The following is a 16,716-nucleotide window of genomic DNA, read 5'->3' as shown; positions in this document are numbered from 1 at the left end:
GCAGCAAAGAGAGGCCCAACATGGCAGCGCATGATGCCAGTGGTAACCAACGCTTGATCGACGGCCAAGGCCGGCGGATCGAGTATGTGCGCATGTCCGTAACGGACCGCTGCGACCTGCGTTGCGTTTACTGTATGGCTGAAGACATGACCTTCCTGCCCCGCGCCCAAGTGCTCAGCCTGGAAGAAATCGAGCGCCTGGCACGCCTGTTTGTGCAGCAGGGCGTCAGCAAGATCCGTTTGACTGGCGGTGAGCCGCTGGTTCGCCGCGGCATAGTCGATTTGTGCGGCCGCATCAGTGGACTGCCTGGATTGCGCGAACTAGTCATGACCACTAATGGCTCGCAGCTAACCAAGTTGGCCAAGCCGCTTGCCGACGCAGGTGTCAGCCGGCTGAACATCAGCCTGGATAGCCTCGACTCGGAGAAGTTCAAGGCAATTACACGCACCGGCGATTTGTCGCAGATTCTGGAAGGTATCGAGGCGGCGCGCAGTGCAGGCTTCAAGCGTATCAAACTGAACACAGTGGTGATGAAGGGCCGCAATGCCGACGAAGTGCCGGCGCTGGTCGACTTCGCCCTGGCGCGTGATCTGGATATCACCTTTATCGAAGAAATGCCGCTGGGCGATGTAGGTCGCTCCCGCGGCGAAGCTTTCTGTTCGAGTGACGAGGTGCGCGAACTGATCAGCCAGCAGTATCACCTGGTCGATAGCACCGAGAGCAGTGGCGGCCCGGCACGTTATGTGCGGGTTGAAGGTTATCCGTCAGCGCGTATCGGTTTTATATCCCCGCATTCCCACAATTTCTGCTCCACCTGCAATCGTGTGCGCATGACCGCTGAAGGGCGTTTATTGCTCTGCCTGGGGCAGGAGAACTCGATCGATATGCGCGCGTTGCTGCGGCGCCACCCGACCACTGATGCTCCGCTGCTCGAGGCGCTGGGCAAGGCGTTGCAGCAGAAGCCTGCACACCATGATTTCAATGTTAATGGCGACGTGCAGATCGTGCGCTTTATGAATGCCAGTGGCGGATAAACGACTTGTTGGTGCTCCAAGGGGTTAATAAAACCGAAGTGATAACGCTGTTGATGTGGATCAAAGACCTGGCAGCGAGCAAGGTCTAACCTTCGAACCTCTTAGTCCAGAGTTCGGAGCGCTTCGTCATGATTGATTCAATTCGCTGGGATGCGGGCCTTATCCGGCGGTACGACAAAGCCGGCCCGCGTTATACCTCTTACCCCACGGCGCTGCAGTTCCATGAAGGTATTCAGCCCAGCGACCTGCTGCAGGCATTGAGCGAGTCCTGCAGCGCGACTCGTAACCTATCGTTGTATGTGCATGTGCCGTTCTGCGCCAACATTTGCTATTACTGCGCCTGCAACAAGGTGATTACCAAGGATCGCAGCCGTGCGGTGCCTTATCTGCAAGCGCTTTATCGCGAAATCGAGCTGGTCAGTGAGCATGTCGGGGCTGGACAGAGCGTCGAGCAACTGCATCTGGGTGGCGGTACCCCGACCTTTCTCAGTCATGGGCAGATGCGCGGGCTGATCAGCAAGATCCGCCAGCATTTCACCTTGCATAACGATGATGACGGCGATTACAGCATCGAGATCGACCCGCGCGAAGCTGATTGGTCGACCATGGGCATGCTCCGTGAGCTGGGTTTCAATCGGGTCAGTTTCGGCGTGCAGGATATTGATCCTGTAGTGCAGCGAGCGGTGAACCGCCTGCAGAGTCTGGAACAGACCCAGGCGATTATGGATGCTGCGCGGACGCTGGAGTATCGCTCGATCAATATCGATCTGATCTACGGGTTGCCAAAACAAAGCCCGGCAAGCTTTGCCCGTACGGTTGAAGCCATTATCGATCTGCGCCCGGACCGGCTGTCCATTTTCAACTATGCACATATGCCCGAGCGATTTTTGCCGCAACGCCGGATCATGTCCGCTGATCTGCCGATCGCGGCCGCCAAACTGGCCATGCTGGAAAATAGCGTGCGCCAACTGACTGATGCGGGTTATCGCTATATTGGCATGGACCATTTTGCCCTGCCGGATGACAGCCTAAGCCTGGCGCAGGAGGGCGGCGAGCTACAACGTAATTTCCAGGGCTATACCACCCATGGTCATTGCGACCTGATAGGTTTGGGTGTGTCTTCGATTAGTCAGGTAGGCGATCTTTTTTGCCAGAACACCAGCGACATCAAGGTCTACCAACACCTGCTCGGTGAAGGCCGGCTGGCAACAATGCGCGGATTGATCAGTGGGGCTGAGGATCGCTTGCGCCGGGCAGTCATTGCCCAGCTGATTTGCCATTTCAATCTGCGGTTTGCTGATATTGAAAGCCGTTTCGGCATCGTCTTCCGCAATGTCTTTGCCGATGTCTGGCCGGCGCTGCAGCAGATGCATACCGATGGGCTAGTTTGTCTAAGTGAGCAGTCGATCGAGGTGCTGCCTGCGGGAAGACTGCTGATACGCTCGATCTGCATGCTTTTCGATGCCTACCAGCAGCCGGTCGATAGCGGTCGCTTTTCACGCATCATCTGAGCGAGAGGCGAGGGCTAGCGTGCGAACCAGATCGTGTGCTTGGGGCCCCGATTGCCGTGGGCGAAAACCTGTACTTCATTGACCTTGAACCCTGCCGAGCGCAGCCTCGCGCTGAAGCGCTGATCGATACTGGCGGACCATACCGCCAGTATGCCGCCCGGCCGCAACGCGCGCTTGCAGCCCTGCAACCCATCGGTACTGTACAGCCAGCTGTTCACTGACTGGGTCAGGCCTTCAGGTCCGTTATCTACATCGAGCAGGATGGCGTCGAACTTCTGGGTATCGGTTTTCAGGATACGTGCCACATCCTCGTGCAGGACCTGAGCGCGCGGGTCTCTGGTCGGGTAACCGGCTTTGGCGCCCAGTGGGCCCTGATTCCAGCGGATAACGCCTTCGAGCAGTTCCGCGACCAATACCTGTGCCTGCGCGTCTAGCTCCGCAAGCGCTGCGGCCAGAGTAAAGCCCATGCCCAGGCCGCCGATCAACACCCGCGCATCGGTTCTGCCGGCAATCTCGGCGCAAGGCAGCCGGCCCAGGGCATCCTCTGAACCGTGCATGCGGGTGTTCATCAACTGCCCACCCTTGCCATCTTCACGCTTGATGATGAAATCATCGCCGTATTCAAACAGGCACAGGTCAATCCCTTCATCGGGGATGGGCGTGGAGTCGAGCAACACGAATTTTTTCAAGTCGGGCCTTCATTCAGAATTGGCAGCGGGAAATGGCGAGCTATGGTCATACACCCGATCTGCGCAGGGCAGATCGGGTGGTCATTCAGGAACGTACCGGTATGCCGACACTGAAGGAAATAACCCCTTCGGCTTGCTGCACGTCAATGCGGCTGCCATGTGCACGGGCGATTGCCGAACAGATATACAGACCAATTCCCAGGCCTCCCTTGTTGCGCTCAGGTGAGTTGGTTTGCTGTTTGAAGGGGATGAAAAGAGTCGCCAGTTGCGTCTCGCTCAATGGCGTCGCGGCGTTGCGAATAGTTAGGCGCACCTCACCCTGTTGTTCTGTGAGCACAATGTTGACCGGAGACGCCGGGGTCTTGTGATGCCGGGCGTTGCTCAACAAATTGACCGCTACTTGCGCATAGCGATCCGGATCTACATTGGCCTGCAGCCCAGGCTGAATATCAATATCCAGCAGCAGGTCGGGATAGGCCAGCAAGGTTTCATCGACAATAGCTTGGACTAACTGGGATATATCGGTCGGTACGCAATTGATGACAATGTCTGATCCTGCCTGCAGGCGGCTCATCTCCAGAATCTGGCTGATAAGGCGCTCCATGCGGCTGCTGGAGTAGGTGATGTGTTCGCGCAGTTCGACGCTGCGCACATCTGATGACTTCAGCAGCGCGGCAGCCATGGAAATGGATTGCAGCGGGTTACGCAGATCATGCCCCAGGGTGGCAATCAACCGTTGGCGCATGCGATCAATTTCTGCCGCGCGGTTCAAGCACAGCTCGAGCAATTCCAGACGCAGTTTTTCCGCAACGCTGAAATCCTGTTCGGTCCAGGGCGCTGATCGCCCGCGTACCACTTCCTCCCAAGCCTCAAAAGAGCCTCTGGGAGTCAAGCGTGCTCCCGACGGGCCTTGAGCGACAATTTTCTCCGGCTTGCCGGCCCACTGCACCTTGTGTACTTCTTCCATCCTGAACCACAGCATCCAGCCACCTTCGTCCCGGTGAAAGCGCACCGCCAGCACGCCACAATAACGCTGGCTTGCGGCATCACTGGCGTTGTGCTCCCATTTTTCGCTGTAGTACATGTCCTGGTTTTCGTTTTTCTGCAGCTCGGCTATCAGTTCCAGGGCAATCTCGCCGAAGTCGCCGTGCATGCTCAGAATTCTGCCGCCAAGTACCGCCGCGGCGCCGTCGCAGGGCATCAGCTCCGCTATATTCAGCTCCGGCTTGGCCAGTGCTGCGAGCATGTCGTCTGCTTCGCGCACCTGGCGTACCAGTTCAGCCAGACGTCTCTCGGCCTTATGCTGAATATCATTCATGCGGTTCGCTTCCAGACGCTCGACCATCGCGCTACATACATGGGAACAGACCTGAAAAGACATGCGTACCGGGTGTGGCAGCGTCTTGGGCGCCATATGGTGGCAGGCAAACAAGCCCCACAGCTTACCCTTGACCACCAGTGAAACACTCATGGAGGCTTGCACGCCCATGTTGGACAAGTACTCGCAGTGAATCGGCGACACGCTGCGCAGGGTACTGAAGCTCAAATCGAATGGTGAACCGTTGGCCGGGTTGCGCGCTGGGAAAATCGCAGCGCTGGTGTAGGCCACATCGGCGATCAAGCGGATGGGATTCTGGATGTACAGGCGTCTGGCTTGTGCAGGTATATCTGAGGCGGGGTAACGCTGGCCAAGATAACTGACCAAATCCTCGCGCCGCGCTTCGGCGACTACTTCACCCGACTGGTCCGGGCGGAAACGGTAAGCCATGACCCGATCGTAGCCGGTCATTCGGCGGATTTCCTCGGTCACACTGGCCAGCAGCGTGTCGACATCATTGCACATCTGCACCTGGGTGATGATCCGCTGGGCGTATTGCGCAAAGGTTGAAAAGGAAGCAGATACCGGCGGGCGTGGTTCAAACTCAAGATATACCACGTTGTCATGGATGTGACCGACAACGTCGAAGGTCTGACCATTCAAATGGGTCTCGGCACTGTTGGCCCAGACGCCGTTGGCCGCCAGCCCTTCGCTCAACAAATCCATGACCGTGCTGCCGGCTTCGACGGCGCGCAGCTTGACGTTCTCGACGACCTCAAAGCCCAGCAGCTGGCTGAAGTTCTCGCTATAGGCGACTACCGTGCCGTCCTGATTGAAGGCAAGCATGGCGCCGTGTGGCTGAATGGCACCGGGCAGATGAATGGGCTCATCTTCACAGTTGGCGAGGGTTACTGCTTCGGAAATGGCACGGTCGGTTGCAGTCAAATCCAGGCTCTCTCAGTAGTCAGGTGTTTCGTCGATCACCCAACAACGAAATGAATGGAATGCCTGTCGAGCGGACTCTTGAGCTTCCAGAATACTTTCCTGGCTGACGACATGCTGGGCGAGCTGTCGTTGGAACGATGTCCAAAGTGGGCCGGTTTCAACGCCGTAGCCCTTTAGCCAGTTAAGGGGCAAACCGGGGAGAAACGATGCCAGCCGGTTGAACAGAAATGCACCGCCCAATGTGGCCCCTTCGGACACGTAGGCGACGCCAAAAGACTGCGCCAGCGTTCTGGGTACAGGGACGTAGGGGCAGTGTTCGAGCTCGGCCAGTTTAGCGGCGTTATAACCGGCGTTCAACAGGTCCTGTTCGATCCATTGGACTTTGCCACTGCGTTTGGCAACCTGAATTTCGTTGGGCCAGAGTGACGCAGCGGGCCCCTCCCACAGGGCCTGTTCAAGCGGCGCCATCCATCCGAGCACACGCGCTGCGTGGTCGTTGTAGACGCTTTCCGGCAGAGGGCTACGGAGCAAAGGCGACAGGGTATCAAGTTCTGAATGAAGGTCGCGGGTGGCCTCACGTAACGCGGTAAGGGCAGGAGAAACTTTCACTTGATCAGTCAAATTGACGGTCCTCAGGTGTGTAACGTTTAACATACCCAAGCCTGGTTCATTTGTTTGCATCAAGTCCTTCTGATCGATTCTCGGCCTCTCTCATACTTGCTGTTTTCACACAGCCAACTCGGCGTTACCAGGGTTGGATTTTTACTTTCCTATAACTATTAAGAATGTCCGGCGGGGCAAAAGTTCATCTTCGTTATGAAGGAAGGGCAGCCAGGACTGCCCCTGTTAATAGGTGCTAAGGCACGCTGGGCTGGCGCTTGGCAAGCTGCCAGCGCGGGATGCACGTGGTTACATATCAGCGCTATTACCCAGATTTATGCCTTTCTGGACATGGCTTTTTCAGCCAGTTCTTCGCTGCGCCGATTGGCCGGGCGGCCCTGTAACCCGCTCCAGTACTCGACAAATTCCGGGCGCTTTTCCAGCGTGCCAAACAGCATGCCCCAGCCGATATGCGCGCCAACATAAACATCCGCTGCTGAGAAACGCTCCCCGGCAATGTACTGGCGGCCACGCACCGCATCGGCTAGCACGTCCGTGACCCTTTCCAGGCGTCCGCAGCCGAGCTGCATTTCCTGCTCGGCATTGAGGTTCACATTACAGGCCCGCAGCCCGACGGCGGCCTCGAAGGGCCCGGCAACAAAAAACAGCCAGCGGTAGTAGGGCCCGAGTGCGTCACCCTCAGGTTTCAGACCTGCCTCGGGAAAAACGTCGGCCAGATAGGCACAAATGGCAGCAGTTTCAGTAACAATTACGTCGCCATGACGGATAGCGGGCACCTTACCCATAGGGTTAACTGCCAGATATTCAGGCGACTTCATCGAAGTGCCATATTCCAGATACTCGACCTTATAGGGCACGCCAAGTTCTTCGAGCATCCAATGCACGATACCGCCACGCGATTGGGGGTTGGTGTAGAACACAAGATCCTTACTCATGCTGACCTCCGGGGACGATGGGCTGGGTTAGTGACCGGGATATCGGCTTCCATCCCGGTGCGGCGTGCGCAAGGACGCCCCCAACTCGTGCGCCAACGCACGATCACTCACCGGCCTGCGGTGCCGGCGGAGCAACTGCATGAGATCAAACCGGCGTGAAGTGCGCGACACTATAGAAAGATAGCACGCGTAACTCTGATTCAAGGTGGAGCAGGAGTTACAGGGAAGCTACAAGAGCGCAGCGGGTAAGAAGTGGAGCGGGTGAAGGGAATCGAACCCTCGTCGTAAGCTTGGGAAGCTTCTGCTCTACCATTGAGCTACACCCGCGTGCTGCGCATTCTAAGCAGTTGCTCAGGGTTCGGCAAACACCTTCAGAAGTTATTTTTCTAAACGTCGCTGCCAACGCTCCTGGCGGCTTGAATCAGGCGGCTGTAGCTGTCTTTGCGCAAGCTCTGGTCAAAGATTGAGCTGCTGACAATAAGCTCATTTGCGCCGGTACGTTCCAGCAGATCGGCTAACTGCTCGGCCACTGCTTGCTCGTCGCCGATCAGTGTGCCGGCCAGCGTAGACATTACCTGATGTTTTTCATGCGGCAGCCAGAGCTCGCTCATGTCTTCCACCGGTGGCGGCATAGGCCCTGGCGTACCACGAATCAGGTTGAGAAACGCCTGTTGGTGGGAGCTGGCAAGAAAGTGCGCCTGCTCACGGCTCTCAGCCACATAGGCATTGATGCCGAGCATTGCATGCGGTTTCTCCAGCTCGGCGCTGGGCTGGAAACTGTCACGATAGGCGCTCAACGCGGCATGCAGGTAATCGGGAGAAAATTGTCCAGCAAACGCGAAGGGCAGCCCTAGCTGGCCAGCCAACTGCGCGCTGAAGGTACTCGAGCCAAGCAGCCAGATCGGCACGGCCAAACCGGCACCGGGTACAGCACGCAAACGCTGACCGGGCTTCGGTTCGGCAAACAGCCGGCGCAGCTCGTCGAGCATTTGTGGAAAGTCCGAACCGTCGCCGCGGCCGTGGCGCAGGGCCTGAGCGGTGGCCTGATCTGTGCCGGGCGCACGACCCAGGCCGAGATCTATCCGCCCGGGATAAAGGGACTCCAAAGTACCGAACTGCTCGGCAATCTGCAGCGGAGCGTGATTGGGCAACATGATGCCGCCTGAGCCGATGCGCAGGGTCTGAGTGCCGCCCGCGAGGTAGCCCATCACCACGGAAGTCGCCGCGCTGGCGATTCCGGTCATATTATGGTGTTCGGCGACCCAGTAGCGCTTGTAGCCGATGGCTTCCACGTGCCTGGCCAGGGAAAGCGCATTGTGCAGCGCCTGAGCAGGTGTGGAACCTTGCGGCACCGGGCATAGATCCAGCACGGAAAGGGGAATGGCACGGCTCGACATAAGTACTCCTGCACAGAATTAAGTAATGGCGTTATGCTAACGACTAAACATCCGGTCGCCTACCCGAACGGGCTGGCCTACATGGCGCGACCGAATGCATCCGATGTACCTGTCTGCTTATCGGAGTAGTTATGCAGAGATCAAGGTATCAGGCTTTGAATGCAGTGGTGATGGCTGTTTGTCTGATAGGTCTTCCGAGTTCGGCCAGTGCGCTGAAATTGCTCGACGAACAAGGCAACGTACTGAGTGACGTAGTCATTCTAGTGGATGGGGTCGCTCCCAAGCCAGCCGCTCCCGCGGTCATGGACCAGATAGATATGCAGTTTCAGCCGCGCGTGCTGGCTGTAGGTACCGGCAGCCGGGTGGATTTTCCCAATAGTGACGATGTGCGCCACCACGTTTATTCTTTCTCTGCCGCCAAGCGCTTCGAGTTACGCCTGTTCAAAGGTACCGACGCCCCTCCGGTGGCCTTCGAGCAGCCCGGCCTGGTGGTGCTGGGGTGCAATATCCATGACTCCATGGTCGGCTATATTCTGATCACCGACAGCCCTTGGTATGACGTCAGTGATGCCCAGGGCCAGCTCGATGCCAGCCAATTGCCCGGCGGCAACTGGCCCGTCTCCTGGTGGCATCCCAGCCTGGGTGAAGCGGCTCCTGTGAGCGTGGGCGAACTTGACCTGCAATTGACCGCGCAACTGACGTTGCCGGTGGCCTCGACGCCGGTAGCTGTGGAAAAACCCCTTTCACCGCTGCAACAGCGCTTCCGCAAGGCTGCAGAGCAACATGCGTATTAAGCAGCTACGTAGCCGGCTGATTCTGCTCTTGATGGGATTGTTGGTTGTCGTGCTGGGTGCCGTGTTTGTCGCGGTGTACAGCGCCACGGATATTTTTGCCGGGCGTCAGGCGCACAAGCAGCTGGAGTTGGGTGCAAACGTCTTCAGTCGGATTTTGGAGATGCAGGCGGAGGAGTTGTCCAGTGCTACCGCAGTGTTAGTCGCCGACTATGGTTTCAAACAGGCTGTGGCCTCTGGGGATCTGCCAACCATTCGCTCTGCGCTGCTTAATCAGGCTAGCCGAATAGGCGCTGACGAGGCGTTGTTTCTCGACGCCGAAGGCGTTATCAAGGTTTCAAGTCGAACGCCAACGGTGGGTGAGCCGGTGCGATTGAGCGCCGCGCAGCAACTTAACAACAACGCCTTGATCGCGATTATCGATGAACACGCCTATTTGTTGGTGGAAGCCTTGGTGATGGCGCCAGTGCTGATCGGTCAAGTAGCCATGGCTTTTCGTCTGGATGCTGAGTTGGCTGAAGAAATGAAGCACCTGAGCGGCTTGGAGGTCAGCTTTGTCGCCATGCGCGATGGTCAGCCCCTGGACCGCGTCAGCACGCTGGCTAGCTACGACTCCTCAATGGATAACGGCGGCGCTGGGCTATCCGTACAGCAGGTAGCGAAAGACGCTTTTTTATCCACTCGCATCGTCCTGCTGGAGCAGGACGGTTATCGCGTCAAAGCTGAACTACTGAGCTCGCTGAGCGAAGCGCTGGCGGTGTTTGACGAGCTGAAACGGCAACTGATCATCGTTACCCTGGTGGCACTAGGGCTCTCATCCTTGGCGGCCTACGCCATGGCGGGCAGTCTTTCGCGGCCGGTCCGGGTGCTGGCCGATGCGGCAAGACGCATTGGCCAGGGTGACTATGCCAGTACAGTGCATCTGCCCCGCGCAGATGAACTGGGACGCCTGGCCAGCAGTATCGACACCATGCGCCAGGAGATTGCCGAGCGCGAACGGCAGTTGACGCACAATGCCTACCACGACCCGCTGACCGGGCTGGGAAATCTGGCCAAGACCCGCGAGCGCCTGGCTGATGCATTAGCAAGCCAGCAGTCAGGCGTATTGGTGATGCTATTTATTGCCGGCGAAGAAGATGTGCTCAAAGCGCGCGGGCAACACGTTCATGACCAGGTTATTGGTTTCTCAGCAGAGCGATTGCATGACTGCGTACCAGCCAATAGCCTGCTGTCTTATTGCCCGGGGCAGGGCTTTTACATGGTGCTCAACGGCCAGGAGCTGGATCAGGCTGTCGTCACCACCGACGCTCTAATAACCCAGCTAAGCGCGCCGCTGCGTGTGGATGGCGTGAAGATGACCTTGACCTGGCTCGCGGGTGTGGTCGAGTGGCCACGTCATAGCGCGAACGCCGATGAATTACTTCGCCAGGTAGGCATCGCGGCGGCCGATGCACAGCCTGGGCCGGAACGCATTGCGGTGTACCAGGCGCAGCGTGATGAAGACTATATGCGCCGCATGCGGTTGATCCGCGATATCCATTTTGCCCCTCAGATGAGGGAGCTGGCTGTCGTCTACCAGCCCAAGCTGGACTTGCGCAGCGGGCAGGTGACGCAGGTAGAAGCATTGATGCGTTGGCAGCACTCCGAGCTGGGATCCATAGCGCCGGACGAGTTCATCCTGCTCGCCGAGCAGACCGGCAGTATTCACAAGCTCACGCAGTGGATGCTGGCAGCGATAGTCTCACAGCTGCGCGACTGGATAGACCGGGACATCCACTTGCAGGTGGCAATGAATATTTCGGCACTGGATCTGGATGACGAGAGCTTCCCCGAGTGCATCGCCATGATCCTTCAAGCCCAGGACATCCCTCCGGGCTACCTGTCCTTTGAAATCACCGAGAGCGCGTTGATGCGCGATCCGGTGCAAAGCATGCGCAGCCTGGTGCGCTTGCGCGAGCTGGGGTTCAGCCTGGCAGTGGACGACTACGGTACCGGTTACTCGTCGCTTGCAACCTTGAAGAGCTTGCCGGTGCAGGATCTGAAAATCGACAAATCCTTCGTGCTCGACCTCGCCGAGGGCAGCGGTGACGCGGTAATCGTTAAATCAACCATAGAGCTGGCCCACAACATGGGCCTGCGCGTGGTTGCCGAAGGGGTGGAAAATGCAGTGAGCCTGGAGTGGCTGCGCACCTTGGGTTGTGACACCGTGCAGGGCTACTTTATCAGCCGCCCGGTGACGGCCGCAGCGCTGGAAGGCTGGCTGGTCAGCCAACAAACAACGGATGTAGAGGGCAGCAGTTGATGAAAGGCTCCTGGTTATTGCTGGCGCTCGGCCTGAGTTCTATTGCGGCGCAGGCTGAGAACAGCCCGGGCGGGCGATTGCTGGCTACTGGTGGCGCCACCATGATCGAAGGCGCTGCTGGCGGCGGCCTGGTGCCCTGGGCGGTGTTGGCTGGCTACGGAACCCGCGATGAGTGGGGCGGGAATGTTTTCGCCACGCGAGTACAGACCGCCGATTATCGGCTGGATACCGCTGGCCTGAACTTCAGCTATGCCAATCGGATTGAGCTGTCTCTGGCTCGCCAGCGGTTGGATATAAGCACTTTGAGCAAGGTCGCCGGGCTACCTGAGAGCAGTTTGAATCAGGACGTCGTGGGCGCCAAGGTGCGCCTGTTCGGCGATCTGGTCTACGACCAGTTGCCGCAGGTGGCGCTGGGCATGCAATACAAGCGGCAAACCAATTTTGCCATTCCCGAAGCAGTAGGCGCGCGGCGTGACAGTGATACCGAGGCGTATCTGGCGGCCAGCAGGCTGGTGCTGGGAGGGGCCTTTGGCTACAACCTGCTGGTCAACGGCACCTTACGCTATAGCCGGGCCAACGAGACCGGCTTGCTGGGCTTTGGCGGTGACCGGCGCGATGCACGCAGTTTGCTCAAGGAGGGCGGAGTGGCTGTCCTGCTGAGCCCGCAGTGGGTGCTGGGGGTGGAGTACCGCGAAAAGCCCGATAACCTCTCATTTGCCGGAGAAAGTGACTGGCAGGATGTATTCGTCGGCTATTTCCCCAGCAAGCGTCTCGCCCTGGTCGCCGCCTGGGCTGACCTGGGCGAGATCGCCACGCTGGATAACCAGACTGGCGTGTATCTGTCCATGCAGTTGAGCTACTGAGGTGCTTATGCATTCTTTGCCGCGTCGTTTGGCCATACTGACTTTGTCCTTGGGACTCTCGGGCTGTGCCTCAACGGCACCGGTCGCCGATGACAGTTTGTATCAGGCGCTGGGTGGCGAGTCCGGGATAGAGCGGATTGTCGAAGGTCTGCTGATCAATATTGCTGACAACCCGCAGATCGTCGGCCATTTTGCAGAAACCGACATCGACCGGCTTAATCAGAAGCTGATCGAACAGTTCTGTGTGGAAAGCGGTGGCCCCTGCGAGTACACCGGCGACAGTATGCGTGACAGCCACACGGGCCTGAATCTGACCGAGGCCGATTTCAATGCCCTGGTGGAGGATCTGATCGACGCGATGCAGGATCTGGATCTGCCGGTCACCGCACAAAATCGGCTTCTGGCACGCCTGGCGCCTATGCGCAGCGATATCATCTACCGCTGAAGCTGCTCTACTGGTTCAAGTCGTGAGCCTGGTGGAGGTCGGTCAGCTCCTAGAGGCTGCTGGCGCGATTGTTGAAGCGCAGCACCTGAGCGCTGACCAGGCTATTGTCATTATCCGTTACCAGCGTTGCCAGTGGCTTGCCCACATGATAACCCTGGGCGAAATCGATATTCAGTAATTGCACCTTGTCCAGAATGGCCGAACTATGTACGTACTCAGCGACTGTCTGCATGCCCAGTCCGGCAGCGAATTGCTGAATACCGCGGGCTACGCTGTAGGCAACAGGGTCGGTATCCAGATGTTTGACCAAGGTGCCGTCGATCTTGATGATGTCCACGTTCAAGCGCAGCAAATGCTCGAAGTTGGAATAGCCGGTACCGAAATCATCAATCGCGATGCGGCAGCCGAGCTCTTTCACGCGGTCAATGAACTGGCGGACGGCTGAATAGTTTTCGATACCTTCGGACTCGAGAATTTCGAAAATGACCCGCGGTGCGATATTGCTTTGTTCCAAGCTGTTGACGATAAAGGTCATCAGCTCGGGGTCGAGCAGATCTTCGCAGGACAGGTTCAAGGAAAACTCGTAGTCGTTGTCAGCGAAGCGGCTGAAGCACTGCTGAACCATGGTGCGGGTGATATAGCGGTAGAGGCGTATTTTCTTCGCCACGGCGAGAAATTCAATCGGGCTGACTGGTTGGCCGTCTTCATCAATCATCCTGGCCAGGCACTCGAATTTGTCGATACGGCCGGTTTTCAAATCCAGAATTGGCTGGAAAAACGGCACGATGCGGCCTTCATCCAGGGCCTTCTTCAGGCGGTTGGCCCAGAGCAGATTGTGTTCATAGCTTTCACGGGTTTTCTGGTCGGGATCGTAAATCTGGCAACTGACCTTGTTCTGCCGAGCAGACTTCAAGGCGATATTGGCCGAAGTCAGCAGTCGCCCGTCAGCTTGCTCCGTGCCGTCAGGCTGCAGGCTGGTTGAAACGCCGAGGGTCACGTTCATCGGAATGCGATGGTCGAGCCAGGTGAATGACAGGCCGCCGACAAACTCCTGCAACTCAGTGGTCAATTGATTCAGCGTGGCAGTGTCGCGGCTTTCCGGTACCCAGATCGCCAGCTCGTCGGCAGGCATGCGATACAGCCGACTGGCGGACCAGGACGGGTGGTCGCTGAGGAAGCTCTGCAGCGCGCTTGCCAGTTCGCTGATGACGTGGTCGCCGCACTGATGGCCGTAGAAGTCGTTGATCTCCTTGAACGAATCAATGTTAACCAACAACAGCGTGCCGGAATTGGCCTTGCCCAGATCCAGCAGCAATTTCTCACGGTTGGGTAATTGCGTCAGGGTATCGGTGTGCAGTACGTGCACTCGGTTGAGCAAGTTGGCAACGAACAGCAAGATGATGCCGGATAGTCCCAGCGTGAGTGCACTGACCAGTCCGACAATTTTCAGGTTGCTCTCGCGCATCGGCAGAAGGACGGCGTCGATCTCCGCCTGGGGTACGCCAACACCGAAAATCATCCCGGCTTGTGTGCGGCTGAAAAACAGTGCATGTGCTTCGTCGTTGATGCCCAGTTCCATGGTCTGCATCGGTGCGACCAGCAAGCGCCCGGAAATGATCGCTGATTGCGGCAAGGGGCCGGTGAGTTTGCTGTGCAGGTCGCTGTTGATCACCGCGTCGATCTTTTGCTGAGCGTCCGGTGTGTCGCTGGAGGCGGCCAGGCTGGACAGGTTGCGGTTTTCGCTGTCGAGCAAAAAGGCAAAGGCGCCAGGGGTGACCTCGACGCGGCTGACCAGGCCGATGATCTCGTCGGCACGCCAATCGGTGGAGGCCATGCCAATGACGTTGCCGTCTGGATCACGCATGGCAGTGGTGAGGCTGATCACCACGTTATCAATCAGTTCCTTGTAGTAGGCGGGGGTCCAATAGAACTCCGGCATGCCTGCACTTCTGTCACCGGACATGGCTTCGGGCAGAATTCGCCGGTACCAATCCTGAATGTGATACAGATTTTCCACCGGCTGAATATGCACCCCACCGTTGTGGCGGTAGCCATAAGCGGAGAGTTGCTGTTGTACGTTGTCAATGCTGCCATACCAGATCTCTGCGCCGTAGGCCTCGCGCATATTGGTCAGAGCCGATTGCAAGCCGTACTCCAGCTGCTGCTTTCGATCGCTTTGCTGCCTGCCGCGATAGAGCATCTCACCCGCATGCGCCAGGTTGGCGGTGTTCTGCTCCATCAACTGGTGGTGTGCGTTGATGCGGTTGAGGTTGGCGTAAAAGGTATCGGAAATCTGTTGTTGGCGCAGGTCGGCCATCGCGTTCTGGGCGAAGGTCAGATTAAGTGACGACATCAGCAAAATGCCCAGGAAAAACACACCGACGAGCACGCTGAGTACCAGCATGATCGCCAACTTCGTCCAGAAGTTTGTCGGTGTTTTTAGTCCCATTTGCCGTTGATTCCATCCTGGATGCGAGATCTTGCCGCTGCCAACTGTTCCTCGTTCAGCAGCTTTTCCTGACGTTCTATTCCAGCCTTGGCCTGTTGGTTGCCGTTGAGTAGCGCCAGGCTGTACCAGATGTAGGCTTGTTCCTGGTCGGCGGATTTGCCGGCGCCGGCTGCATAACTATCGGCCAGTTTCAGTTGGGCTTCCGCTGAGCCTTTGCGGGCGGCTTGATCCAGCCAGTGCCGGGCGGTTTTGGGCTGTTGCTTTTCATACAATTCAGCCAGGGCCAGGTGCGAAGGCATATGCCCCTGGCTGGCGGCCTGCTGCAGGTATTTGTCGGCCTGGGTCACGCTGGCGCCAACGCCTGTCCCATCCTTGTAGGCCAGGCCGGTGTGGTAACTGGCTTCGGTCAGGCCCTGGTCAGCAGCCTGGCGCATCAACTGTAGTGCCTTGGTCTTGTTTTCGGCGGTGCCTTGGCCGGCTTGATATAGCTGACCCAGGATCAACTGTCCCGGCGCGTGTTGCTGACCGGCTGAGCGCCCGGCCCAGGCAAAGGCCGCCGGGAAATCACCGCGGGCTCGCTCCAGGCTGGCCATGTGTTGTTGTGCTTTGGCGTCACCGCTTTCCGCGATCGGCCGGCAGGCGCTTAGCGCCTGGGTGTAGTTCTTGATCGTGAAGAGCAGGTAGCAGTTGCTGTTCTGCCGACGACTGACAGCTTCTTCTACCGCGGCACTGATTTCGATCTCAGGCGTGGGTGCTTCAGGAGCGCTGGCAGTGCTCGGCGTAGGGCGCTCGGTGGGCTTGGTTTGTTTGACGCGAGCGGCGAAGTCCTGCACATCTTCGGGGCAGGACATCAGGTAACCGCGTTGCATACGCTGCAGGTTGTCCCGGGTAGCATCTCGGCCAGCGTAGGTCTGCGCTATCGCGGCGCAACGGTTGTCGCGCTCTTGGGCGACCAGAGCCAACTGTTTGGCCCGACGGTCGTCTGCCGAGTGTTCTTCTATATAGAGCGTCAGCGGGTCAATATAGGGCTGGGCGAACAGCGCGTCGATTTCCTGCTGCAGCAAGGCTTGGTCCTTGCTGCCGACCAGGCTGCCGGCAAAATCAGCAAGGCGCCGGCTCTGCGCGGCGATCATCTCGCTCGACTGGGTAAAGAAAGCCGTTGATCTGGACCAGATCTGGCCTTTTTCGGGCATCCCGGAGCATCCGCTCAAGGTAATTGCAGTGACAGTCAGCAAGGTGGCGGATAAACGGCGCATCAACTACTCCATGTACACCAATTGAGGTTACTGCCAATAAGGCGTGAACTGACGTCAGGTCGCACTGCGGTATGCCTGTATTTATTCTTACTACAGAAGCTAGCAAACCTTATCGACGGTTGAAAGAAACAAATTCCAATTGGCCATCATTCGGCCGTTT

At 57.9% G+C, this 16,716-nt stretch carries 13 protein-coding genes and 1 tRNA gene; 6 read left to right on the top strand and 8 right to left on the bottom strand.

Features of this window, described 5'->3' with window-relative positions; genetic code table 11:
* Positions 1-20: 20 nt before the first annotated feature.
* The gene (gene moaA, locus EAO82_RS16155; RefSeq protein ID WP_096348204.1) at positions 21-1,034 is read left to right on the top strand and encodes a GTP 3',8-cyclase MoaA; all 1,014 of its coding nucleotides are present in this window, start codon (positions 21-23) and stop codon (positions 1,032-1,034) included.
* Between the two features lie 128 nt (positions 1,035-1,162).
* On the top strand, positions 1,163-2,545 hold the full coding sequence (gene hemN, locus EAO82_RS16150) for an oxygen-independent coproporphyrinogen III oxidase (protein WP_096348203.1): 1,383 nt from the start codon (positions 1,163-1,165) through the stop codon (positions 2,543-2,545).
* A 14-nt stretch (positions 2,546-2,559) separates the two neighbouring features.
* On the opposite strand, the gene EAO82_RS16145 is transcribed toward hemN, so the two are convergent.
* The 6 genes from EAO82_RS16145 to EAO82_RS16120 all read right to left on the bottom strand — a co-directional run bounded on the left by EAO82_RS16145 (position 2,560) and on the right by EAO82_RS16120 (position 8,450).
* Positions 2,560-3,234, bottom strand: coding sequence for an MnmC family methyltransferase (locus tag EAO82_RS16145; RefSeq protein ID WP_096348202.1), 675 nt, complete (start codon positions 3,232-3,234; stop codon positions 2,560-2,562).
* Positions 3,235-3,319: 85 nt separating this feature from the next.
* The gene (locus tag EAO82_RS16140; protein ID WP_174958978.1) at positions 3,320-5,497 is read right to left on the bottom strand and encodes a GAF domain-containing protein; all 2,178 of its coding nucleotides are present in this window, start codon (positions 5,495-5,497) and stop codon (positions 3,320-3,322) included.
* A 12-nt stretch (positions 5,498-5,509) separates the two neighbouring features.
* Positions 5,510-6,118 (bottom strand): biliverdin-producing heme oxygenase, encoded by a 609-nt coding sequence (locus EAO82_RS16135; RefSeq protein ID WP_231703230.1) that lies wholly within the window; start codon positions 6,116-6,118, stop codon positions 5,510-5,512.
* A 314-nt stretch (positions 6,119-6,432) separates the two neighbouring features.
* The gene (locus EAO82_RS16130; protein WP_096348200.1) at positions 6,433-7,053 is read right to left on the bottom strand and encodes a glutathione S-transferase family protein; all 621 of its coding nucleotides are present in this window, start codon (positions 7,051-7,053) and stop codon (positions 6,433-6,435) included.
* 253 nt (positions 7,054-7,306) lie between these two features.
* A tRNA-Gly gene (locus tag EAO82_RS16125) sits at positions 7,307-7,380 on the bottom strand.
* A gap of 59 nt (positions 7,381-7,439) precedes the next feature.
* On the bottom strand, positions 7,440-8,450 hold the full coding sequence (locus EAO82_RS16120; protein ID WP_096348199.1) for an LLM class flavin-dependent oxidoreductase: 1,011 nt from the start codon (positions 8,448-8,450) through the stop codon (positions 7,440-7,442).
* A gap of 131 nt (positions 8,451-8,581) precedes the next feature.
* Here EAO82_RS16120 and EAO82_RS16115 point away from each other — a divergent pair, with 131 nt between their 5' ends.
* Genes EAO82_RS16115 through EAO82_RS16100 form a run of 4 tightly spaced genes read left to right on the top strand, consistent with a single transcriptional unit; the run spans position 8,582 to position 12,851 of the window.
* Positions 8,582-9,244 (top strand): methylamine utilization protein, encoded by a 663-nt coding sequence (locus EAO82_RS16115; protein ID WP_231703229.1) that lies wholly within the window; start codon positions 8,582-8,584, stop codon positions 9,242-9,244.
* Positions 9,234-11,543 carry a putative bifunctional diguanylate cyclase/phosphodiesterase gene (locus EAO82_RS16110; protein ID WP_096348198.1) on the top strand — a complete coding sequence of 770 codons (2,310 nt, stop codon included), beginning with the start codon at positions 9,234-9,236 and terminating at the stop codon, positions 11,541-11,543. Before EAO82_RS16115 ends, EAO82_RS16110 begins: the two co-directional genes overlap by 11 nt.
* Entirely contained in the window at positions 11,543-12,406 is an 864-nt protein-coding gene (locus EAO82_RS16105; RefSeq protein ID WP_096348197.1) for a DUF3034 family protein, read from the top strand. The genes EAO82_RS16110 and EAO82_RS16105 overlap by 1 nt, the downstream gene beginning before the upstream one ends.
* A gap of 7 nt (positions 12,407-12,413) precedes the next feature.
* Complete coding sequence (locus EAO82_RS16100; RefSeq protein ID WP_096348196.1) at positions 12,414-12,851, top strand: group I truncated hemoglobin; 438 nt, start codon at positions 12,414-12,416, stop codon at positions 12,849-12,851.
* Between the two features lie 49 nt (positions 12,852-12,900).
* On the opposite strand, the gene EAO82_RS16095 is transcribed toward EAO82_RS16100, so the two are convergent.
* Both EAO82_RS16095 and EAO82_RS16090 read right to left on the bottom strand, forming a co-directional pair.
* Positions 12,901-15,255, bottom strand: coding sequence for an EAL domain-containing protein (locus EAO82_RS16095; RefSeq protein ID WP_174958964.1), 2,355 nt, complete (start codon positions 15,253-15,255; stop codon positions 12,901-12,903).
* Positions 15,256-15,290: 35 nt separating this feature from the next.
* Positions 15,291-16,556: a tetratricopeptide repeat protein gene (locus EAO82_RS16090; protein WP_096348194.1), complete on the bottom strand. Its 1,266-nt coding sequence runs from the start codon at positions 16,554-16,556 to the stop codon at positions 15,291-15,293.
* Between the last annotated feature and the right edge of the window lie 160 nt (positions 16,557-16,716).

This window comes from Halopseudomonas pelagia (assembly GCF_009497895.1).
Lineage (GTDB): Bacteria > Pseudomonadota > Gammaproteobacteria > Pseudomonadales > Pseudomonadaceae > Halopseudomonas > Halopseudomonas pelagia_A.
This window is presented reverse-complemented; position numbering and strand designations above follow the sequence as displayed.